Origin of the sequence: Corynebacterium sp. KPL3927 (assembly GCF_040225835.1) — a bacterium.
Classification (GTDB): domain Bacteria; phylum Actinomycetota; class Actinomycetes; order Mycobacteriales; family Mycobacteriaceae; genus Corynebacterium.
In genome coordinates this window covers 78,896-101,228 of record NZ_JBEHGD010000005.1, presented here as the reverse complement: position 1 = coordinate 101,228, position 22,333 = coordinate 78,896, and the positions used below count along the sequence as shown (strand labels likewise).

Sequence of the window (22,333 nt, the reverse complement as noted above, 5' to 3'; positions counted from 1 at the left end):
TGCCGTTAACTATTTTTTCGGCATCCGCTCTACTTCCACCGTGGACTGCTGGCGGGGCTCGCGCCCGAAGAGCCAGGCAATGATGCCGAAAATGGCAATGGCGCCGCAGACGGTGAAGGCTGTGGGGAAGCCATAGACATCGGCAAGCAGCCCGATGAGCATGGGGCCCACGATCTGGCCGAAGTCTCCTGCCATCTGGAAGGCGGACAATACCTTGCCGCCGGAGCGCTCGTTGCCCACGATGTCTGCCACCGCGGCGGTCTGGGAAGGATTGATAAGGCCTGACGCAGCACCCGCAAGGGCGGATACGAGCAAGAGGAACCACACGCTGGTGGCCAGGCCCATGAGCACCATGAAGATGGCAGAACCCACCAAGCCAATCAAGATAAGCGGCTTGCGGCCATGGAGATCGGACCACCGGCCGGAGAACTGGAGAATAATCGCATTGCCTGCGGCGAAGGCCGCGAGAGCCAAGCCCGAGGCTGCTGCGCCATTATGGAATATGGCGGCAGCGAAAAGCGGCAGGACGGACACGCGCACGCCCATATTGATCCACCCGTGGGCGAAGTTGGAGGTCAGCACCGCACGGAATGCGGTATCACCCCAGGCCTCCTGCAGGCGCATGGGCGGCAGTTCCGAGGTGGTGGTTTGGGAGTGGTTGACCCGCGGCATCTGCCACCAGACAACGAAAGCAGCGAGCATCACGCCGATGCCGTAGATGAAAAATGGCCAGCGAAAGCCCAGGAAGGACAGGCTGGCGCCGAGCACTGGGCCGGCGACATTGCCCAGCAGGAATGCCGTGGCGTAGGTGGCAGAACATTTACCGCGAATAGACGGCGGAGACAGGCGCACGATAAGGCCCATCGCGGAGACGGTAAACATGGTTGAGCCCAGCCCCGCCAACGCGCGCAGCACCACGATGTGCCAATACTCTTGGGCAATGGCAACCAAGCCCGTGGTTACGGCCACGGTCATCAGCCCCACCAGGTAGACGCGGCGCGAGCCGACGCGGTCCACCAACGAACCAGACACCGGCGCGAAGATCAGCCGGGAGGCGGCGAAGATGGATACCACCAGGCCGGCGGCGGCCATCGAAACATCGAAGCTGACCACGAACTGCGGCAAAAGCGGGGCGATCAGGCCATAACCTAAGGCGATAATAAACGCCGCCGTTACCATTACCCAGATTTCCCGCGGCACCTTGGGCTTTTCGTAGGGCGCCGGTTCGGCATTAGCACTCTTCATAGCACGTGCAACCTTATGCCTTTGAAGGTCTGAAAGCTATTTAGCCCACTTGTTCGCACACATGTTTGAATTATTCGAACTCGTGTCAGCCCTGCGGTTTAGAGTGAGTGCCATGCACAACGTAAATAAGAACTTTTCGCACACAGTACCCAGTCAACCCAGCGCCACGGCGACGGAAATCGCCGCCGACTTGGCCTATCACCACTATGAGACCGTCAGCTCAATTTCCGCCATCATGCACCACCCGCGGTCCTTGGCTCGTCCCACCCCGACGTGGCGCCCGCCCATAAAGCAACTGCCACCCACGCCAGGCGGTGCGGACTACAGCATGAGCATTACACGCCACCGCGTGGGAGCACGAGTAAAGGCACGGATCCGCGGGTTCGGCGAAAGCCGCATCCCCGCCTACCTCATCACCATTCGCATCACCGATAACTTTGGGCAGGTAGTCGATCCCGCCACGGCGGAAGGGTGGGTGCGCACGCTTGTCCCCGCAGAATTAGCTGGCGCCGTCCACGAAATCTCCCGCGGGCCAAATGCCACCTACGTATGGCTCGTGGATAGCGCCTTTAAACCCGTACGCTCGCCGGAATCCCTTTTCGCGGGATTCCAGCAAGCGGCCTAGGGCTTAGTTGTTGTTGCCTTCTTCGTCGTCGGCGACAGCGTCGTCGTCTTCGGTGAAGGTGTCGAAGAACTCAAGGTCCTCGTCCTCGTCATCATCGGCATCTTCGCAAAAGATGTCGTAGACGTCTGGTTCCTCGAAGTCATCCTCATCAAAGTTGACGAGCTGGGCCTCCCAGTCCAGAGCCTGTTCCGAGACCAATCCGAGCACGTCAAAGAGGCGGTCGAAATCGGTGTAGGTGCCCAGTTCCAGGGCCTCAGCGGGGACTTCCACGATGGGGATGTCATCAGAATCAGTGTTGTCAAAGAGGGCAAGGCGCTCGTTTTCATCGAGGTCCTCGCCTTCCTCGTCCACTTGCCACATCTCCGTGACGGCCTCATCCTCGAGCTCTTCAATGTCTTCTTCATCGAAGTCGAAGGCCAAGAAACGCACGATGGCAGAGGGCACGCCGTCGATGGTTTCTACCAATACGCGCAGCTCAGAATCATTGCCTACTTCCGCGACCACCAGATGCGGGTTGAGTTCATCCTGGTCAAACTCCAATTCCGCAATGCGCTCATCGGTGCCTTCCAAGAGGTCCCGCAAGACGGTGACAACCTGGTCGGTGGCGATGTGGCGGGAAACGGCCTCTACGGCGTCGTCGACGGAAAAGGCGACGGAGACCAGGACGGCCTCGAATTCTTCATCGTCTTCATCCACATCCGCGGCAGCGATGTACACGTTGGCCGCCGGCAAGAGAGGATCGATTTCAACAAACTGGATTTCCAAATCAGAGGTGATTGGAACGAACATGACGTCTTCGTTGACGCGGGACTCAATGCCCTCGGCGTCCAATGCGGAAGCGATTTCTTCGAAAAAGCTCATGGTGGTTTAAAAATCCATCCTTCGGAAGCAGAGGTCCCCGCGGTGGGCAAGACGCCGCCCGCGGTCACTGTGGAGTCTACCGCTAATCCCGCCGGTGTGGTTGGAAACCAAGGGAGCGCACCAGCTCTGGGCGCCCACTTCCCCACTCCACCATGTGGTAATCCTCCCACGCCTTGCGGCGACCGTCATTGGGGGCGTGCACGATATAGGCCTGTTCATCAAAGATCATGGTCGCGCGCTCACCGCCCTCATAGCGCGGCCACTGCGCCTTCGGGCTGCCGCCGTGGATGAACGCGGCCCAGTGATCCTGCATGGTGGAGGTCAATTCCTCCATCTCAGCGCGCGAGCCCCAGCCGGTTAACAGGGAGGCGCGCGAGGATTGGGGATCACCAAAGACATTGCCCAATTCCATCGAGTGCATGGCGCCTAGCCCCAGCCACTTCAAGACGGCAGAGGCGAAGTCGAAGCGGTACATCCAGGTATCGGCTACTTCAGAGTGGGCGCTGGCGATGCGGGTGGAGGGTGCCCAGAAGAGGGCATCGGCAAGCAGATGCGCAAAATCTTCCCGTCGGACCGCACCGCGGTAGGCGGCGACGACCTCGGGGGCGTGGTGGGGATCGTAGGAGGCCAAGAGCCGCAGGGCGGCGCGCTCCCGGGCGCTTTGGCGCTGAAAGAGGAACTTGCCAAAGCTGGCTTCGTCCGAATTCGTGCCTATCAGCAGCGGGATTTTGTGCTGGTGGCCCTGCTCAAAGGCGGTGATGGGGTGCTCGGGCAGAAGCTCGCCGTCCACTGTGGGCGCGTAGCAGGAGTTTAAGTGCAGGAGCTCGCCGGCGCGCCACATCATGGATTGGCCGGAGCGCACCACATCCGCGCAGTCTTCCTGGCGCAGGTCATCCACGCTCACCCGGCGCGGCAGGCCCACCCGGCGAGCAAGTTCGCGGGCCCACAAGGTGGATTGGGCGCGGGAATGCACCAGGGCGATGGGTGGGGATTGGGCAATGGCGCGGTGGAAAAGCCCTTCGGCGGGCGGGCTGGTCATTAGCGCCAGTACCGCAGCACCGCCGGCGGATTCGCCCATGAGGGTGACCGAGTCGGGGTCGCCGCCAAAGGCAGCGATATTGTCGCGGACCCAGTTAAGGGCCAGAATCTGATCCGCCACGGCGGGGTTAGCGCTGCACTCGCCGCCGAGGCTGCGCAAGTCCAAATATCCCAGGGCGTTGAGGCGGAAGTTGATGGATACGTAGACCACGTTCATGCGGGTGGCGAGCTCAAACCCGCGCAGCATGAGCATGTGGGACGAGCCCATGATGAAGCTGCCGCCGTGCAGGTACACCACGACGGGCAGCTTTTCCTCCGTGCGGGGGCGCACGATGTCGAGGTACAGGCAATCCTCGGAGCCGACGATGCGGTCGGTCCAGGAGTACGTGGGCTGTGGGGCGATTGGCCCGAATTGGCTGCAATCGCGCACGCCATCCCAGCGCGGTGCCGGGCGTGGGGCGCGGAAGCGGTTGTCGCCGGCCGTAGAGGCGCCAAAGGGAATGCCGCGCCACGTGCGCACAGGCCCGGCGCTAATGGGGCGATCTACTCGCAGGTCTTCCTCGATTACTCCGCGCACCCAGCCGGAGGTCGTACGCACGGTGAGTTCATCCGCATAGGCGTTCTGTGCCCGCTCGTGGGCCTGGCGGGCGCGCTCGTGGGCGCGCATGGCCCGCAAGCGCGCGGCAGCGATGGACTCTTCGGAATAAGAGTCCCCACTGTCGCGTTGACTATCCTGCGGGTAAGGCATACTCCCTACCTTAGGTAGATTGCGCGCCGGTGGCGATCTGAATCGCACATGGCGACCCCCGTCTTTCAAGGTCAGGGCTATGCTAGGTAAAAAAATCAATTGATACCACTGCCCCAACAAACTCAAGGATTGGTGTGGGAGAAGGCATGTCCATATTTAAAAAATCCACCCCGGATAAAGCAGCTACTGACACATATGACATCGATCCGGAGCACAGCGGCCGTTTTACCAAGGCGCTGCTGAACTCCTTGGACCGCGCCGTATCCGTGCAATCTGGTGTTATTTCCAAATACGTCAAGAGCCTAAAGAAGCACCACCCAGAAGCCACTGACCAAGAATTACAGGGCTTTATTAACAAGCACTTCATCAATATCACGTCCGGCACGGGCGCGGCCGCTGGTGCCTCCGCATCCGTGCCCGGCATTGGGCTATTTACGGGCGCGGCCACCATTGGTGCGGAATCCGTAGTCTTTCTTGAAGCCGCTGCGTGGTACATCCTGGCGTCCGCGTACCTGCGCGGCGATGATATCTCCTCGCCCGAGCGCCGCCGCGCCCTGGTGCTGGTGGTATTGACAGGCTCGAAGGGCTCCGCGGTGGTTGATACTTTCGTTGGAGACCTCGGCACAGTCACGGGGGCGCGTTCGGTTGCCTCGCTCTCCCGCTTTTCCGGGCCCACATTATCTGGCATCAATGGCCGCTTGACAAAGGTATTTACCAAGCAAATCACCAAGCGCATGAAGTGGGCCTGGGTGGGCAAGCTCATGCCTATGGGCATCGGGGCGGTCATTGGCACGAAGGCCAACCGCAAGCTGGCCAATCAGGTCATCGAATACGCCCGCCAGCAGCTCTCCCCTCTTTCCCACACAAAGGCGGGTTAGTGGTGATCGTTTAGAGCGAATTCGCTACCCCTGACATAGTGAAGGTGAGGGATTGGCCCGTATCATATAGGCAGACACTTTGGCGGGTGAGAAATGCGCTCGTACAAAGTCCGGACTAAAGTCGAATAAACGACCATTTTAAAGCAGAGAAATGAGGCGAAAACCTGCCGTGAGCACATCGAGCATCTTCGGCCCGAATGCGTGGCTGATAGACGAGCAGTTCCAGCAGTACTCCAAGGATCCTAGCTCCGTAGACAAGGAGTGGCGCGACTATTTCGAAGCAAACGGCGCGCCCAAGGCGCAGCCAGAAGCTGAGGCTCCTTCTAAAGCATCTAAGCCACAGCCACAGAAGGCAAAGGCAGAGTCTAAGTCCTCGGCCAAGAAGACCGAAGGTACTACCACCGCCCGCAAGCAAGAGGCCCGCGATACCAACGTGAAGGACTCCGTATCCAAGGCCCAGGAAAAGTCCGCAAAGGCTAAGCATTCTGCGGGCAAGAATGCGCAGTCTCCGCTGGATAACCTAGAAGATTATAAGGGCGGCGACGAGCGCCAGCTCAAGGGCATGTTCAAGGCGATTGCTAAGAACATGGAAGAATCCCTCGAGATTCCTACCGCTACCACCGTGCGCGACATGCCGGTCAAGCTCATGTGGGAAAACCGCTCCATGATCAATGACCACCTGAAGCGCACCCGCGGTGGCAAGATCTCCTTTACCCACATTATTGGCTACGCCATGGTCAAGGCCGTGCAGCTGCATCCTGGAATGAACGTGCGCTACGAGGAAAAGGACGGCAAGCCCTTCGTCGTCCAGCCTGAGCACATCAACTTGGGCCTTGCCATTGACCTCCCGCAGAAGGATGGCTCCCGCGCCCTCGTGGTCGCCGCCATCAAGGAGTGCGAGACTAAGTCCTTCGCCGAGTTCATTGAGGCTTACGAGGACATCGTTACCCGTTCCCGTAAGAACAAGCTCACCATGGATGACTTCTCTGGGGTCACCATTAACCTGACCAACCCGGGCGGCATCGGCACCCGCCACTCCATTGCCCGCCTGACCAAGGGCGCAGGCTCCATTATCGGCGTTGGTTCCATGGATTACCCGGCAGAGTTCGCTGGCGCCTCCGCTGACCGCCTGGCTGACTTGGGTGTCGGCCGCCTGGTTACGCTGACCTCCACCTATGACCACCGCGTCATCCAGGGTGCAGAGTCCGGCGAGTTCCTGCGCACCATCGGCCAGCTCATTGTTGATGATGCCTTCTGGGACGAGCTCTTCGAGTCCATGGGCGTTCCTTATGAGCCCTTCCGCTGGGCACAGGACATCCCCAACTCTGGCGTGGACAAGAACACCCGCGTCATGCAGCTCATCGAGTCCTACCGCTCCCGCGGGCACTTGCTTGCCGATGTCAACCCGCTCGGCTGGTCCCAGCCCGGCCTGCCTAGCCCCGATCACCGCGACCTCGACATCGCTACGCACGGCCTGACCATCTGGGATCTGGACCGCGTCTTCAATGTCGGCGGCTTCGGTGGTAAGGAACAGATGACCTTGCGTGAGGTGCTCTCCCGCCTGCGCGCTGCTTATACCCTGAAGGTCGGTTCCGAATACACCCACATCCTGGACCGCGACGAGCGCAGCTGGATGCAGGACCGCCTCGAGGCCGGCATGCCAAAGCCGACCAACGCCGAGCAGAAGTACATCCTGCAGAAGGTCAACGCCGCCGAGGCATTCGAGAACTTCCTGCAGACCAAATACGTGGGCCAGAAGCGCTTCTCCCTCGAGGGTGCTGAGACCCTCATCCCGCTGCTGGATTCCATCATCGACACCGCTGCGGGCCAGGGCCTCGACGAGGTTGTCATGGGCATGCCGCACCGCGGCCGTTTGAACGTGCTGTTCAATATCGTGGGCAAGCCGCTGGCGGATATCTTTGGCGAGTTCGACGGCAACTACAAGGGCGGCCAGCTCGGTGGCTCTGGTGACGTGAAGTACCACTTGGGCTCCGAGGGCGAGCACCTGCAAATGTTCGGCGATGGCGAAATCAAGGTCACCCTTGCTGCCAACCCGTCCCACCTTGAGGCTGTCGACCCAGTCATGGAGGGCATCGCCCGCGCCAAGCAGGACATCTTGGACAAGGGCAAGGACGGCTACTCCGTCGTTCCTGTCATGCTCCACGGCGATGCGTCCTTCACCGGCCTCGGCGTAGTGCAGGAGACCATCAACCTGTCCCAGCTGCGTGGCTTTACCAACGGCGGTACCGTCCACATCGTGGTCAACAACCAGGTGGGCTTTACCACCACCCCGGATTCTGGCCGTTCCACCCACTACGTCACCGACTTGGCAAAGGGCTTTGACTGCCCAGTCTTCCACGTCAATGGTGATGACCCAGAGGCCGTTGTCTGGGTAGGCCAGATGGCTGCAGAATACCGCCGCCAGTTTGGCAAGGACGTCTTCATTGACCTCGTGGTCTACCGCCTGCGCGGCCACAACGAGGCCGATGACCCATCCATGACCCAGCCGCAGCTGTACTCGGTCATCGAGAACCACGAGCCGGTGCGCGAGCACTACACCAACGAGCTCATCGGCCGTGGCGACCTGTCTGCTGAAGACGCCGAGGCAGCGGCGCGCGACTTCCACGACCAGATGGAGTCCGTGTTCACCGAGCACAAGGAAGCCGAGAAGGCCGGCCCGAAGGAACAGACCGGTATTACCTCCTCGCAGGAGCTCACCCACGGTCTGGATACCTCCATCACCGCTGAAGAGATGGTCGAGCTTGGCGATGCCTACGGCAACCCACCCGAGGACTTCGAGTACCACAAACGCGTGGCCAAGGTGGCCAAGGACCGTGCGAAGTCTGTCCGCGAAGGCGGCATCGACTGGGGCTGGGGCGAGCTGCTCGCCTTCGGTTCCTTGGCTAACCAGGGCAAGGTCGTGCGCCTGGCCGGTGAGGATTCCCGCCGCGGTACCTTCACCCAGCGCCACGCCGTGACCTTCGATCCCCGCAATAGCAACGAGTACAACCCGCTCAACTCCCTGGCAGTGTCCAAGGACAACGGCGGTAAGTTCATGGTCTACAACTCCGCGCTGACCGAGTTCGCTGGCATGGGCTTCGAATACGGCTACACCGTGGGTAACCCCGACGCCCTCGTGGCATGGGAGGCTCAGTTCGGTGACTTCGCAAACGGCGCCCAGACCATCATCGATGAGTACCTGTCTTCCGGTGAGGCCAAGTGGGGCCAGCTGTCCAGCCTGGTTCTCCTCCTGCCGCACGGCTACGAGGGCCAGGGCCCGGACCACTCCTCCGCCCGTATCGAACGCTACCTGCAGCTGTGCGCGGAAGGTTCCATGACCGTGGCCCAGCCGTCCACCCCGGCTAACCACTTCCACCTGCTGCGCCGCCAGGCTTTGGGCGAGATGAAGCGCCCGCTGGTCGTCTTCACCCCGAAGTCCATGCTGCGTAACAAGGCCGCCACCTCCTCCGTTGAGGAGTTCACCGAGGTCAAGAAGTTCCGCTCCGTTATCAATGACCCCCACTTCGTGGACGTCAATAACAAGAAGGTCGGCGACACGGACAAGGTCAAGACCATCATGCTGGTCTCCGGCAAGCTCTACTGGGACCTGGAGAAGAAGCGCGAGGCCGACGGCCGCGATGACATCGCCATCGTCCGCGTGGAAATGCTCCACCCGATTCCGTTCAACCGCCTGAGCGAGGCATTCGAGATGTACCCGAACGCCACCCAGGTCCGGTTCGTACAGGACGAGCCCGCCAACCAAGGCCCATGGCCGTTCTACAACGAGCACCTGCGCGACCTCATTCCGGATATGCCGAAAATGGTCCGCGTCTCCCGCCGCGCCCAGTCCTCTACGGCTACGGGTAACGCCAAGGTGCACCAGATTGAGCAGAAGAACCTGCTTGAAGAGGCCTTCGACGTTTAACCGCCGAATCGGCACCTAGCGCACTGCAGCGCTGAATGCCCCAGTGAGGTTATTTCCTCACTGGGGCATTTTCATGGTTTCTGCTGCCTTCTCCCCGATCCTCCTACCTCGCCACCGTTCCTGCTCTCCCTACCTTCAGCTCCCCTCCTTCGCCTCACACCGGTCACCTACTCGTCCTTCGCGCTCACCGGCGAGGTGGTAGGGGCATCGACAAGCTGCGCCCGTGAGCGCGAAGGGCGGGGCGGTAGCTGATGGCGAGACCGGGCGCCCTTCGCGGTCACGGAGGGGGCGATCGCATGTTAAAGGGCGGCTGCCCGTGAGCGCGAAGGGCGGTAGGTGGGTAGCACGGACCGCGCCGCTTACTTAAGAACTGCTCAGATCCGAGCCACCGGAGGAGCCGGAGTCGCTTTCTTCATTGACAATGTCCAGTCCGGAGGCTTCCATCCATTCGTGGACGACCTTCTTCAGCTCTTCGCCATCCTCTAGAGCCTCCACCATGTCAGAGATGTCTTTTTGCGTGATGAATTTGGTGACCGCGGCGACGGATTTTTCTTCTTCGCGGTCAAAGAGGCTGTCGCTATAGATGACCACGAAGTTTTCTGGCAGCTCTGGTTGTGCATCCTCACAACCGTGAGCGCCGGATGGCTCGACGGTAGCAAGTTGGGTGGGCAAGGTAGACATGAGCGCGATATGGGTGCGGGCAAGAAAGTCTTCCCCGCCCGGCTCACTGTCTTCTTCTGCCTTTTTAAATTCCGCCGAGATGTCGCGCGCCTCACTGGGATTAAAGTGGCTTAAAAAGCTGCCGGTGCAGCCGACGTAAAAGTTGCCTTCCGGGTTCAGGGAACTGCCCTTGCCACCATGCGTTTTGAAGGTTTCTTCTTCCTTCAACTCGGCGGTGCGTCCTTCTTCTAAGAGCGACTGCCGGAATACCTCGCCCAAGATGAGCTGATCTGTTTCTGCAGGGTCAACGACGATCTGCACCCGTTCCGGTGCGGATTGTGCCGCAGCGGGGCTAGTATCGACCTTGTCTGAACACCCAGCAAGCAGCGCAGCGCCTACCACCGCGGCGACAGTAGCGCGGGCATATCGACGGGCGGGGCTGCGCTTCACTGAGTGTGCTCCTTCTGATTCTGCTAGGTCACCGATACAAACGGATGGATTTAAGTGTCCCACAGAGTCTACCGTGCAAGCGTGTTTACCTGAGGTAGCGCCGTGACTAAGATGGCAAGAGTTATGTCTAGCTCTATTACCGAATCAGTCGTACGCGAGGCTCTTTCCCACGTACAGGATCCAGAAATCGGCCGCCCCATCACCGAACTGAATATGGTGAAATCGGTCGATATCGAAGGAAACGACGTCACCGTTGGCGTTTATCTGACCATCGCGGGCTGCCCCATGAAGTCCACCATCGAGACCAATACCCGCGCCGCGGTCGAGGACATCGACGGCGTTGGCAAGGTTACCGTGACCATGGACGCGATGAGCGATGAGCAACGCCGCGAGCTGAAACAGAAGCTGCGCGGCGGCCAGGCCGAACCCGAGATTCCTTTTGCGAAGCCCGATTCGACGACCCGCGTCTTTGCGGTGGCGTCGGGTAAGGGTGGCGTCGGCAAGTCCTCGATGACCGTCAACCTAGCCGCCGCGCTGGCGGATAAGGGCCTGAAGGTGGGCATTGTCGATGCCGATATTTACGGCCACTCCGTGCCCAGCCTGCTCGGCTCGACCGACGGCCCCACCGTGCTTGATGATGAAATGCTGCTGCCTCCCATCTCCCACGGCATTAAGCACATCTCGATCGGGCAGTTCGTGGAGGGTAACGCGCCCGTCGTCTGGCGCGGACCTATGCTCCACCGCGCACTGCAGCAGTTCTTGGCGGACGTATTCTGGGGCGATCTCGATGTTCTCCTCCTCGACTTGCCTCCGGGTACCGGCGATGTCGCGCTGTCCGTTGCGCAGCTCATCCCGAATGCGGAGCTGCTCATCGTCACCACGCCGCAAGCAGCTGCGGCAGAAGTGGCCGAACGCGCCGGTTCCATCTCCCAGCAAACGCGCCAGCGCGTGGCCGGCGTGATTGAGAACATGAGCGCCATGGTCATGCCGGATGGCTCCACCATGGACGTCTTCGGTGAAGGCGGCGGCCAGATCGTCGCAGACCGCCTCGGCGTCATTCTTGGCCACGAGGTGCCGCTGCTGGCCTCCGTGCCGCTGGATCCGTCCCTGCGCTCGAATAGCGATGCCGGCACGCCCATCGTACTCGAGGCTCCCGACTCCCCTGCCGCGAAGGAAATCAGGGCGGTTGCTGATAAGCTCGCCATTCGCTCCGATTCCCTCGTGGGCAAGAGCCTCAACTTGGGCGTGAACTAAAAGCGCGTCGTATTAAGTAACGTCGCTCCACTCAGAGCCGCTGCCGGTGGAATCTTCCCCACCGCGCTGCGGCTTTTGTTGTTGCTGTGGTGGCTGCTGCGCCGGCTGCTGGGTGGTCTCGGTGGTATCGCCATATACCTCGGCATAGTTAAAGCTAGGCCGGGCGGGGCCATTGTTGTCCTGCGCGCGCTGCTCGGGTTCTTTCGGCGCGGTTCCGGTTTTAATGTCTTCCGCCATCTTCTTGGGATTGAAGTCGTCCCAGGCGGAATCATCGCCATCGAAAAGCGCCTTGGTAATAGCGCCCTTTGGGCCCAGCCGCGTCCACTGCGCCGCCTGGTTGAGCGGACCGCGGATATCATCGAATTCCGCGGAGATCGACCCCATTTCGCCATTGAGCTCGGCCTTCGCGTTATTGATGGCCTTGCGGGCGGCATAGATGGCCGCGCGCACGTCCTTGATGACCTCCGGCATGCGCTCCGGGCCGATGATGACGATGCCAAGGAGGACAATGACAATAATCTCAGGCCAGCCAATGGAAGAAAACACGATTAAATCCTCGCCCTCCGTTTAGTTCTGCCCGCGCTGATTGTGCTTAATCGCGCGTACCACCGTCTCGACTTTATCCAGGAAATCCTGCTCCGGCCGGTGCGCCGGGGTTGACGCATCGGGCCCCGGGGCCACGCCTTCCGTAGCCATTCCCGCCAGCTTGGCTAATAAGGACTGTGGGGCCTTCACCGCGGAATCATCGCTGCAGTGACGTACCCACTCGGAAGCGTGGCGCTGGTGGTGCACGTCGGCGCGGCACTCCGCGCAGTGGACTAGATGGATGCGCACGCGGTGCATGGCTTTGGGCTCCATCTCCCCATCTACGAAGGCGACGACGGCCTCTGGGCCGAGGTGGCCGATGGAATCGCTGCGCCGCGCCCGCGCCTTTGCCTTATCCCGAGCCTTTGCCTGCGCGGGGGTAAAGTCGCCCCGCACGCTGAGCCTGGAGAGGGTGCGGCGTCCGCGCAGTGAGTCCATCGACGCCCTCCTCACGTTCATGCCACAGCCGGATTAATCACACTTAATCCTCCCCTGCCGCGCGGCAGGGGAGCTAACGATTCGATTCTAGCGCGTGCGCAACAAGATGCGCGCTTCCGCATTGGTCTGTGCCTCTTTTTCTAGCGCCGCGCGCAGTTGGGAGCGGCCGCGGTGGATGCGCGAGCGCACCGTACCCATCTTCACGCCGAGGGTTTCGGCAATTTCGTCATAGCTCATGCCTTCGACATCACACAGAACCACGGCGACGCGAAAATCCGGCGCCAGACTATCCAGCGCGGACTGCAACACGGGGTCCAGGTTGGCCACGGTATAGGCCTGCTCCGGGGTCATGTCCGTACCCGGAACACGCTCATAATCCTCAGGCAGGGACTCCATGCGTATCTTGGAGCGGTGGCGCACCATATCCAAAAAGAGGTTCGTGGTGATGCGGTGCAGCCAGCCGCCAAAGGTACCCGGTTGGTATTTATCCAAGGAGCGGAAGACACGCATGAAGGTCTCTTGGGTGAGATCCTCGGCATCCTGCTGGTCACCGGACAAGCGGTAGGCTAGGCGGTACACGCCATCGGCGTGCTCTGCCACCAATTCGGCCCACGAAGGCATCGTGGCTTCCCCAGCATCGAACGCCGCGGTACCGGTCAACTCCACGTTCGCATCGGTGGAGGCAACGGACTCGGCATCGCGCTTCGTTTCTGTCATGGGTGTCATTTTTCTACACTCAGCGCGGAAACTCCAGCCACTGCGCTGATAATATCCTGTGAGTCCGTCACATACTTCCCACAGATCACAATTTCGCTGGCTGCGCGCGTTTTTGCCACCCTTTCGCGCAACTTTACCTATTGTCTTAATCGTGACTACTACCGCATATGACGCACTGCGCTCCTATATCGATTCCACCAGTGAGCCTTCGGCGGCTCTCCGCGGCGCCCGCGACCACGCCGAGGAATACGGCCTGCCCGTCCCGGATGAATCCACCGGCCAGCTTCTCACCACGCTGACGGCAACGTCTTCCGGTGTGGTAGACCGTCCCCAGGCCGTGGCGATTACCCCCGCCGCCTCCGTCGTCGGTCTCTACCTGTTCGCGGGCATGCCAGACAACGGCATCCTTACGTGCATCGACCCTGAGGCCGAGCACCAGCGCAGCGCCAAGGCCGCCTTCCGCGAGGCCGGCTACGCTTCCACCCGCGGCCGCTTCCTCCCCTCGCGCCCCCTCGACGTGCTCGGGCGCTTGGCCACCGAGGCCTACCAGGTCATTTACGCGGACGTCGCCGCCCTCGACCTCCCCGCCCTCATCAAGGCAGCCTGGCCCCTGCTGCACCAGCACGGCACGCTCGTGCTTGCCAATGCGCTTCTCGATGGCACCGTCGCCGACACCTCCCGCACCGACCGCGATACCGCCGCCGCGCGCGAGGCCGATGAATACCTCCGCGAGCTCGAAGGCGCCACCGTAACCCGGCTCCCGCTGGGTTCGGGGCTGACATTGGTAACGAAGCTTTAAAAGGCGGCATCGGCAAGCGAGGGCCCTGCACGCGCTAAAAGATATCCGTACTCTGGGTGTACATGACAGCCGGACACTGCCCCATAAAGTCCCCGCCCGCACACGGCGGCGAAACTACCGCGTGGCAGGTCAACGAGTTTCCTCCCCGGCGTGGCTGCCACCCCAACCCAAGCTTGTAACCCGCACCTGATTTAAGAGAGGAATGCCGTGACGACTCACCGCCCCGAACTCCACTTCATCCCCGATGCCGGCATCCTAGACGCGCCCGCCGGCGTCCTTTGCGATGGCGATACGTGGCACATGTTCTACCAATATCGCCCCACTCCCGATGCCCCCGCCCGCTGGGGACACACGTACTCGGAGGAAGCGCCGTTTAACTGGCTGGACTGCGATGACGTCCTTGCCCCCGTCGGCGGCGAGCTCGCTCTTCGCGCGGGGTCCGTGGCCCAAGGGGAGGACGCTACCAACCTGTATTTCACCTCCGTGACCGCGACCGGCACCTCCATTCGCCTCGCGCGCTTTTCCGGCATCGACGATGTCTGCGAGGTGTCCGATGATTCCTCGGCCCTCGACCCCAACGTCGTCCGCTTCGGCGAGGTGGCCGGCAATACCACCGACCACACCCGGTTCCGCTCGCCTTCCGTCGTGCCCGATTGGGCCACCGATGACCGCGAAGACGGCCATAAGGGCTGGCTCATGCTGGCGCTATCCGGCCGCACCGAAACCCCGCAGCCGGTTCTCCTAGAAAGCCACGATGGCATCTCATGGTCCCTGCGCGGCAGCCTTACCTTCGAAGGTGACCCCGGCTTTCTCGACGGCGAAGTGCCCGCCGACTCCCCCATTCCTCCGGTGGTTTCCCCGCGCATCGTGCGCCTGCGCGATGAAATCGACGAAGAAATCTACGACGTCCTCTTTGTCACCCTCGAGCGCGACGGCCGCGATGTCTCCGGCTACCTCGTGGGTCAGCTGGAAGGCACCACCTTCACGGTGGTCTCCGGTTTCCGCCGCGTGGACTTCGGCCACGATTTCTCCCGCCCGCGCAATACCAACGCCACCGCAGGCACGATTCCTGAAGAAAGCCGCTACGAGCGCGCCGTCATCCTCGGTCTGCTCAACGGCAATGGCCGCGGCGACGACGCCACCCAACACGCCTCTTGGGATGCCGAAGGCTGGTCCAATGCCCTCTCCCTGCCGCGCCAGGTCACGCTCGAGGGCGGCGTCTTGTACCAGGCACCGGCCACCGGCCTGCCCGTGGCGGTCAAGCTTTCGGATTACGCGCGCTCCTGGACCGGTGTCATGGAGGTTCCCACCGGCTCCAGCGTCACCATCACCCTTCGCGATGGCAACGGCGACCCCGCCGCCGCCATCTGTCACTCCGGCGAGGAAATCAGCCTCGATCGTTCCATGAACAAGGCCTTCGACCACTTCTTCTCCGATTCCGCTCCCGCCACAGCCACGCTCGCCGATGGCGACTCCGACACCCTCACCATCATCCAAGACGGCTCCACGGTAGAGGTATTCGTCGACGGCGGCCTCATCGCCATGGCCTCCCGCGTCTATTTCGACGGCGGCTGCTCCGGCATGGATGTCGAGACCACCGGTGAGGCGGTCATCGAACAAGACTGGCAGCGCTCCGGCTCCAAGCTCTAATACTGCTACCCTCCTTCCCGGCCACCCGCCTTCCGGCCGCCCGCCCTTCGCGCTCACCGGCGAGAGGTCGCGACATCGGCAAGCAGCTCCCCGTGAGCGCCAAAGGAGGGTACGGTAGCTGGCTGATTCCACCCCCGCCCATCGCGCTCACCGGAAGCACAAATGAACCGCCCCGCGCGCTGCTGGTGAGCGCGAAGGGCGGTATGTATGCCGAAGGCGAGGTGCCTTGAGGCGAACCTGCGTTTATTAAACCGCGCGGAGGCGGTCCAGGCGGGCGCGGGCGGTGACCGTCAGCGTGGAAGGAAGGGCGGCCATTCGCTCGGCAAGCTCGTCGGCGCTGATGTGGCGGGCGGACGGGCTCATTCCTACCTGTGCGGCGATGGCCGCTTTATCCAGGTGAATGGGGAAGGAAATATCGACAGGGTCGGCCGCTTGCTCGAGGTGGCCTTCTGCCTGCTCATACATGCGCTCGACCTTGCCCTCTTCCACGCCGAGGATGCCGAGGGGTTCGCGCAGCTCATCGAGGTGCCCCGCGCCCGGGGTCAGGACGATGACTTGGCCGCCGGGAGCGAGGACGCGCTGGAATTCGGATGGGTTGCGCGGGGCGAAGACCACGGAAATCGCGTCGATGGATTCATCGCGGATGGGAAGCTGCTGCCAGACATCGGCAACCACGGCACCCACGCGTGGGTGGCACTTGGCCAAGTGCTTGGCCGCATGCGGGGAAATATCGAGGCCGACGCCGCGCGCGCCGTCGATGGAATCAAGCGTGTGGGCCAGATAGTAGCCGGTTCCGGCGCCGACCTCGAGAAGCGAGGCGGGCGTAGAGGCAGACAGCGAGCTGGCATCGAGCGCGTCTTGTACCGCTCCGGTCACAGACTCGACGAAGGGCGCGAAATGGCCGGTGGCTAGGTACGCTTCGCGGGCGTTGACCATATCCATGTCATCGCCCTTGTGCTTGAGGCCGGCACCGGCCGCTAAGGTCACATACCCTTGCTTGGCCACATCAAAGGAATGGCCGGATTCCGAAACGAGGCGGGAAAAATCATCGGCGCCGGAAAGCGCCGTGCCGTCGGATGGATCGGCCAGAATGTCGATGATATGAGAAAGCATGTATCCAGACTAGCTAGAAACCTCGGTCAACAAGGAACCGAGCTCCGCGGCCTCTTCTTTGTTCAGCTCGATAACGATGCGCCCGCCGCCGTCGGATGGGATGCGCATGACGATCTTGCGGGATTCCACCACCGCTTCCATTTCGCCGCCAGTGGTACGTGGCTTCATTGCTGCCATAGTTGGGCTCCTTAACTTTCTTCGTTTCTTTCCAGCTTAGTCCCTTTTTGCCCGCTTTTCCGCGCGGCCGCTAATTCCAGCTCCAGTTGCGCGAGCAGATCATCAACCTGATCTTGGCGGTACCCACGCGGCACGACCTCGAATTGCACGTCCTCAAAACGGCCCTGAGCTGCGGCGGCGCGGTTATTTTCCAGCACCTTCTGCGGCTCATCGGGCGGGTCCATCACGGTCCCGGGGCCAAAAATCGAACCCCACAGCCACGTTCCGATCACAATGAACGCAATGAGCACCACGATGAGCACAATCCAGGACAGCATGACTTAAATCCTACCTAGCAGCGGTGGGCGCTGAGCAATCGGCGCACTCACCCCGGCGCGCGAGAGCAGCGTGCGCGCCACGATATCCGCCATCGGCGCGAGCTCATCAAGCGGCCGGTTGCGGTGGACACGAGTGCCTAGGTCGACTTCTGTCAGCCCGCCGCGCTTGCCGATGTCCACCAGCAGCCCCGCTTCCACCCCATAGCCCTCCACGAAGGGCACCTCTAGCGCGGCAGAGCGGCGAAGAGCATACTCGCCGCCTAGGGGCTGATCGATGTGGGCTAGCTCTGGGAAGAATTGCCGGATGAGCGGCTTTGCGGTCAATTCGGTCACGCGCCCACCACCGGTGGGTTGGCCGTTGAGGCTGCGGCGATAGCGCGCCTTGACCATGTTCACGCCGGGATCCGCAAAGGGAGCCGCGAGCGCTGTGACCATGCCGGGCGCGGCGGATTCTAGGTCGGCGTCGATAAAGACGACGATGTCCCCGCGCGCGGCGGCGACCCCGCGCCAAAGGGATTCGCCCTTGCCGGGGCGCGGCGGTTCGGGCAGGATATCGCGCCAATTGCGCACATCGGCACCGGCGGCGCGCGCGACGGCGGCGGTGTCATCGGTGGAGTCGGCGTCGATGACGAGCACTTCGAGGGGGTCATCGGCAAGGCAGGCGCGGATAACGCCGGCCACGGTGGATTCCTCATTGAGCGCCGGGATGATGACGGAAACGCTCATGCGAGCCCGCGCGTGGTATCAAGGGGCGCGGCCGTGCCCTGGATGGCGGCGGTCATGCGGATGACGTCGATGGTCTCAGCAACCTCGTGGACGCGGAAGGCGGCCACCCCGTTCGCTGTGGCCCAGGCTGTGGCGGCGAGCGTTCCGGCGACGCGGTCTCCTACCCCGCGCGCGAGGGTCTCACCCACGAAGTCCTTATTGGATAGCGCCATGAGCACGGGCCAGCCGGTGTCGACGATCTCGTCGATACGCCGCAGGAGTTCAAGTCCGTGATAGGTGTTTTTACCAAAGTCGTGCGTGGGATCGATGAAGGTGAGATCTTCAGGGCAGCCGAGCCCCGCGGCCTTTTCTGCCAGGGCGGTGGTTTCTGCAATGACATCGGCAACGACGTCATCAAAGTGCACGCGGTGCGGGCGGGTACGCGGGGTAATCCCGCCGGTATGCGAGCACACGTAGCCTACGCGGTGGTGGCCGGCGACCTCGATAAGCTCCGGATCCCAGCCGGCCCACGTGTCGTTGACCAGCCCTGCCCCGGCGGCGATGGCGGCCTCGGCCACCTCACCGCGCCAGGTATCTACGGAAATAAGTACCTCTGGGTGCCGCTCGTGCACGCGGGCGATGGTGGGCACGACGCGGTCGATTTCCTCCGCGCTATCCACCTCCTCGCCCGGTCCGGCCTTGACCCCGCCGATATCGATGATGGAGGCTCCCGCCGCAATGGCCTCATCGCAGCGCTTGAGGGCGGGGTCCATGTCAAAGGTGGCCCCCTTGTCATAAAAGGAATCCGGGGTGCGATTGACTATCGCCATCACGCGCGCGAGGCTCAACGCGGCTCCCTAATGCGCTTATCGCTCATTACCTTGTGGCGCTCGATGATGTGGGCGACGGCCTCATCGGGGTCATCGGTAAGCAGGAAAAGCTCTTGGTCATCTTCGTTGATGTACCCGCCGGCGGCGAGGGTATTTTTCATCCACTCCAGCAGGCCAGACCAATAATCGGTGCCCATGAGCACGATGGGATAGTTGGTGACCTTACCGGTCTGAACCATGCAGAGAACCTCGAAGAACTCATCCATGGTACCCATGCCGCCGGGCAGGCAGACGAAGGCCTGGGAGTACTTCAAGAACATGGTCTTGCGGGCAAAGAAGTAGCGAAAGTTCAGGCCCAAGTCCACGTACTCGTTGAGGCCCTGCTCGTGCGGCAATTCGATGCCGAGTCCCACCGAGAGGCCATCGCCCTCGTGCGCGCCCTTATTCGCGGCCTCCATGATGCCGGGGCCGCCGCCGGTGATGACGGCGTAGGCGCACTCGGCGAGCTTGCGGCCGAGTTCTTCGGCCATCTGATAGCTCGCATCCTCAGGCTTGGTGCGCGCGGAGCCAAAGACCGTCACTGCCTTGGGCAGCTTGGCCAGCGCATCGAAGCCGGCGACGAATTCGCCTTGGATGCGCAGCACGCGCCACGGATCGGCATGCTGCCATTCGTGGTCCGCGCCGGATTCCAGCAGGCGCTGGTCAAAGGTGGAGCCTTGTTCTCCTTCGCTGCGCAGCAAGAGCGGGCCGCGCAGGGTACGCATGTGGTCAGGGGTCATTTTTATCCCTTCAAGTAATTAAGCAGAGCGGTAGAAACTTCGGTGATTTGCGCCGTGGGCACCTGCTCGTCCTTCTTATGCGCAAAGCCCGGATCGCCGGGGCCAAAATTCACGGCCGGAATGCCCATCTCAGCAAAGCGCGAGACATCGGTCCAGCCGAACTTGGCGCGGACGTTGCCACCGACGGCATCGACAAGCGCACGCGCCGCAGGCTGCCCCAGGCCAGGCAGGGCGGCGCCAGCAATGTCGTCGATCTCGATGGTGACGTCCTCATGCTTGCCGATGACCCCCTTCATGTACTCCAACGCCTCCTCCGTGCTGCGGTCCGGGGCGAAGCGGAAGTTGACGAACATCCAGGCCTCGTCCGGCAGGGTATTGGTGGCCACGCCGGCCTCGAGGTGGACGATGTTCAGCCCCTCGTGGTAGGTGCAGCCATCGATGGTGACCTCGCGCGGCTCGTAGTCCGCAATGCGCGTCATGACGGGGGCAAGCTTGTGCGCGGCGTTGGAGCCGAGCCACGCGCGGGCCGAGTGCGCGCGGGTGCCATGCGCCGTCACGCGCAGGCGAATCGTGCCCTGGCAGCCGGCCTCGACCATGGCACCGGAGGGCTCACCTAGGAGCGCGAAATCGCCCTGCAACCACTCGGGGTGGTCCTTTTGCAAGTGGCCCAGCCCATTAAATTCAGTGGATACCTCTTCGCCCTCATACGCAATGACGGTCAGGTCATGCTGAAGCTCTTCCGATTCATGCAGGTGAGCAAAGGCGTTGAGGTATACCGCCATGCCGGATTTCATGTCCACGGTGCCGCAGCCGAACATGATCTCGGCGCCATCTTCGGCGGTGTCCATGCGATGCGGTACGTTATCTGCCAATGGAACGGTATCGATGTGGCCTGCAAGAACCACGCGGGAATCCAACCCGCGGTTCGTGCGCGCACACACGGTATTGCCAAAGCGGGCGACCTCCACGTCTAGACCACGCAGGGCTTCTTCCACCGCATCCGCGATGGCCTCCTCGTGGTGGGAGGGGCTCGGGATATCGACGAGCGCCTTGGTCACTTCAATGGGGTCGGCATATAGATCTAAAGTCACAAGCCGCCATGGTAGCGCCCCGCTGGGTCCGTTGCATTGTGTAATGTTCACTTCACTGTAAAAAATAACCTCTCACAAGGTGGTAATTATGGCCGAAGCCACACAATTGAAATCGCGACACCTCACCATGATGGGCCTTGGCTCCGCGGTGGGTGCCGGTCTCTTCTTGGGCGTCGGATTGGGAATCCAAATCTCCGGCACCTCGGTGCTCATTTCTTATGCCGTCGCCGGCGTCCTCATCGCGCTCATCATGTGGATGCTCGGGGAAATCGCCGCGGCCCGCCCTTCCCTGGGTTCTTTTTCCACCTACGCCGGCCAGGCCTTCGGCCACTGGGCGCGCTTTACGATGGGCTGGATCTACTGGTTCATGCTCATCATGGTCATGGGTGCCGAAATCACCGGCGCCGCCGCGATCATCGGCAGTTGGTTCGATATCGCCCCGTGGATTCCCGCGCTCATCGCGGTGGCCTTCTTCGCCATAGTGAATTTCGCCGCCGTGCGCGGCTTTGGTGAATTCGAGTTCTGGTTTGCCATCATCAAGGTCGCCGTCATCCTCGCCTTCCTCGTCATCGGCATCCTCATGGCACTCGGCATCCTGCCCGGCATGGATCTCTCCCGGGCCGGGACCAACTTCACCGATAACTTCCTGCCCAATGGCATGCCGGGCTTCGCCGCGGGCCTGCTCGCCGTGGCCTTCGCGTTCGGCGGAATCGAGCTGGTGACCATCGCCGCCGCCGAGTCCGAGGACCCCGCCCGCAACGTGGCTACCGCAGTGCGCGCCATCATCGTGCGCATCATGATCTTCTACATCGGCTCCATCGTGGTCATCACCATGGCCTTGCCGTTTAGCCAGATCCAAGATGCCGATGCCGCCGCCGATTCGCCGTTTACCTTGGTGCTCGAGGCCGCCAAGATTCCTTTCGCCGCAGGCTTCATGGAGGCCATCATCGCGCTGGCCCTCCTATCCGCCTTCAACGCGCAGATCTACGCCACCTCCCGCTTGGTCTTTGACATGGCCAAGGACCACTGCGCGCCCAAGTTCTTCCTCAAGACCAACCACTCCGGCTCCCCCATCAATGCGGTCATCTTGTCCATGATCTTCGCCTTCGCCTCGGTGGGCCTGCAGTTCTGGAACCCGCCGGGACTGCTGGCCTTCCTCTTCAACGCCGTCGGCGGCTGCCTCTTGGTGGTCTGGGCGTTTATCGTCGCCTCCTTCCTCAAGCTGCACCCGCAGTTGAAAGCGAACGGCGAGCTCACGGATATCCGCGTGCCCGGCTACCCCTGGTTGCCGTGGGCGACCGCCGCCGCGCTGGCCGCGCTGACCATCTTCATGCTCTTTGATCCCTCCGCCCGCAACCAAGTCATCGCCGTCATCATCCTCTTTGCCGCGCTCGTCGCCTTGTCCTTCGTGGTTCCCGCGGGCAAGCGCGAACAAGTACGGCAGTAAT

At 62.0% G+C, this 22,333-nt stretch carries 21 protein-coding genes; 7 read left to right on the top strand and 14 right to left on the bottom strand.

Annotated elements, in window-relative coordinates; genetic code table 11:
* Window positions 1-9: 9 nt before the first annotated feature.
* Entirely contained in the window at window positions 10-1,245 is a 1,236-nt protein-coding gene (locus ABRP86_RS04305; RefSeq protein WP_298695426.1) for an MFS transporter, read from the bottom strand.
* A 112-nt stretch (window positions 1,246-1,357) separates the two neighbouring features.
* Between ABRP86_RS04305 and ABRP86_RS04300 the strand changes: the two genes are divergently transcribed.
* Window positions 1,358-1,870, top strand: coding sequence for a hypothetical protein (locus tag ABRP86_RS04300; protein WP_349837807.1), 513 nt, complete (start codon window positions 1,358-1,360; stop codon window positions 1,868-1,870).
* 3 nt (window positions 1,871-1,873) lie between these two features.
* Here the strand turns inward: ABRP86_RS04300 and ABRP86_RS04295 are convergent, their stop codons facing one another.
* A complete protein-coding gene (locus tag ABRP86_RS04295) occupies window positions 1,874-2,731 on the bottom strand; it encodes a DNA primase (RefSeq protein ID WP_298695423.1) in 858 nt (285 codons plus the stop codon).
* An 82-nt stretch (window positions 2,732-2,813) separates the two neighbouring features.
* A complete protein-coding gene (locus ABRP86_RS04290) occupies window positions 2,814-4,517 on the bottom strand; it encodes a carboxylesterase/lipase family protein (RefSeq protein WP_298695422.1) in 1,704 nt (567 codons plus the stop codon).
* A 146-nt stretch (window positions 4,518-4,663) separates the two neighbouring features.
* Here ABRP86_RS04290 and ABRP86_RS04285 point away from each other — a divergent pair, with 146 nt between their 5' ends.
* Window positions 4,664-5,395 (top strand): hypothetical protein, encoded by a 732-nt coding sequence (locus ABRP86_RS04285; RefSeq protein ID WP_298695420.1) that lies wholly within the window; start codon window positions 4,664-4,666, stop codon window positions 5,393-5,395.
* A 169-nt stretch (window positions 5,396-5,564) separates the two neighbouring features.
* Complete coding sequence (locus ABRP86_RS04280; RefSeq protein WP_502880086.1) at window positions 5,565-9,320, top strand: multifunctional oxoglutarate decarboxylase/oxoglutarate dehydrogenase thiamine pyrophosphate-binding subunit/dihydrolipoyllysine-residue succinyltransferase subunit; 3,756 nt, start codon at window positions 5,565-5,567, stop codon at window positions 9,318-9,320.
* 363 nt (window positions 9,321-9,683) lie between these two features.
* On the opposite strand, the gene ABRP86_RS04275 is transcribed toward ABRP86_RS04280, so the two are convergent.
* Window positions 9,684-10,430 (bottom strand): hypothetical protein, encoded by a 747-nt coding sequence (locus ABRP86_RS04275; protein WP_298695416.1) that lies wholly within the window; start codon window positions 10,428-10,430, stop codon window positions 9,684-9,686.
* 123 nt (window positions 10,431-10,553) lie between these two features.
* Between ABRP86_RS04275 and ABRP86_RS04270 the strand changes: the two genes are divergently transcribed.
* Window positions 10,554-11,684, top strand: a complete 1,131-nt coding sequence (locus ABRP86_RS04270) for an Mrp/NBP35 family ATP-binding protein (RefSeq protein ID WP_298695414.1) — start codon at window positions 10,554-10,556, stop codon at window positions 11,682-11,684.
* 12 nt (window positions 11,685-11,696) lie between these two features.
* On the opposite strand, the gene ABRP86_RS04265 is transcribed toward ABRP86_RS04270, so the two are convergent.
* From ABRP86_RS04265 to sigE, 3 genes are all read right to left on the bottom strand, one after another.
* Complete coding sequence (locus ABRP86_RS04265; protein ID WP_298695412.1) at window positions 11,697-12,230, bottom strand: twin-arginine translocase TatA/TatE family subunit; 534 nt, start codon at window positions 12,228-12,230, stop codon at window positions 11,697-11,699.
* Between the two features lie 21 nt (window positions 12,231-12,251).
* A complete protein-coding gene (locus ABRP86_RS04260; protein ID WP_298695410.1) occupies window positions 12,252-12,728 on the bottom strand; it encodes an anti-sigma factor family protein in 477 nt (158 codons plus the stop codon).
* A gap of 66 nt (window positions 12,729-12,794) precedes the next feature.
* Window positions 12,795-13,424: an RNA polymerase sigma factor SigE gene (gene sigE / locus ABRP86_RS04255; protein WP_034659280.1), complete on the bottom strand. Its 630-nt coding sequence runs from the start codon at window positions 13,422-13,424 to the stop codon at window positions 12,795-12,797.
* A 151-nt stretch (window positions 13,425-13,575) separates the two neighbouring features.
* Here sigE and ABRP86_RS04250 point away from each other — a divergent pair, with 151 nt between their 5' ends.
* Together ABRP86_RS04250 and ABRP86_RS04245 are read left to right on the top strand one after the other, a co-directional pair.
* Window positions 13,576-14,223 carry an O-methyltransferase gene (locus ABRP86_RS04250; protein ID WP_023026283.1) on the top strand — a complete coding sequence of 216 codons (648 nt, stop codon included), beginning with the start codon at window positions 13,576-13,578 and terminating at the stop codon, window positions 14,221-14,223.
* Window positions 14,224-14,430: 207 nt separating this feature from the next.
* Complete coding sequence (locus ABRP86_RS04245) at window positions 14,431-15,873, top strand: GH32 C-terminal domain-containing protein (RefSeq protein WP_298695407.1); 1,443 nt, start codon at window positions 14,431-14,433, stop codon at window positions 15,871-15,873.
* Between the two features lie 246 nt (window positions 15,874-16,119).
* On the opposite strand, the gene ABRP86_RS04240 is transcribed toward ABRP86_RS04245, so the two are convergent.
* The 7 genes from ABRP86_RS04240 to dapE are packed head-to-tail and all read right to left on the bottom strand — an operon-like array spanning window position 16,120 to window position 20,885.
* Entirely contained in the window at window positions 16,120-16,986 is an 867-nt protein-coding gene (locus ABRP86_RS04240) for a methyltransferase domain-containing protein (protein WP_349862640.1), read from the bottom strand.
* A gap of 9 nt (window positions 16,987-16,995) precedes the next feature.
* Window positions 16,996-17,163: a DUF3117 domain-containing protein gene (locus tag ABRP86_RS04235; RefSeq protein ID WP_005280113.1), complete on the bottom strand. Its 168-nt coding sequence runs from the start codon at window positions 17,161-17,163 to the stop codon at window positions 16,996-16,998.
* An 11-nt stretch (window positions 17,164-17,174) separates the two neighbouring features.
* Window positions 17,175-17,480: a DivIVA domain-containing protein gene (locus tag ABRP86_RS04230; protein ID WP_239267882.1), complete on the bottom strand. Its 306-nt coding sequence runs from the start codon at window positions 17,478-17,480 to the stop codon at window positions 17,175-17,177.
* Window positions 17,481-17,483: 3 nt separating this feature from the next.
* Complete coding sequence (locus tag ABRP86_RS04225; RefSeq protein ID WP_298695402.1) at window positions 17,484-18,206, bottom strand: glucosyl-3-phosphoglycerate synthase; 723 nt, start codon at window positions 18,204-18,206, stop codon at window positions 17,484-17,486.
* Window positions 18,203-19,015 (bottom strand): dihydropteroate synthase, encoded by an 813-nt coding sequence (gene folP / locus ABRP86_RS04220; protein ID WP_349837812.1) that lies wholly within the window; start codon window positions 19,013-19,015, stop codon window positions 18,203-18,205. The genes ABRP86_RS04225 and folP overlap by 4 nt, the downstream gene beginning before the upstream one ends.
* 14 nt (window positions 19,016-19,029) lie before the next feature.
* A complete protein-coding gene (locus ABRP86_RS04215; RefSeq protein WP_239267886.1) occupies window positions 19,030-19,794 on the bottom strand; it encodes an LOG family protein in 765 nt (254 codons plus the stop codon).
* 2 nt (window positions 19,795-19,796) lie between these two features.
* Window positions 19,797-20,885 carry a succinyl-diaminopimelate desuccinylase gene (dapE, locus tag ABRP86_RS04210; RefSeq protein WP_349862638.1) on the bottom strand — a complete coding sequence of 363 codons (1,089 nt, stop codon included), beginning with the start codon at window positions 20,883-20,885 and terminating at the stop codon, window positions 19,797-19,799.
* 88 nt (window positions 20,886-20,973) lie between these two features.
* Between dapE and ABRP86_RS04205 the strand changes: the two genes are divergently transcribed.
* Window positions 20,974-22,332: an amino acid permease gene (locus tag ABRP86_RS04205; protein ID WP_349852591.1), complete on the top strand. Its 1,359-nt coding sequence runs from the start codon at window positions 20,974-20,976 to the stop codon at window positions 22,330-22,332.
* Window position 22,333: the final 1 nt, after the last annotated feature.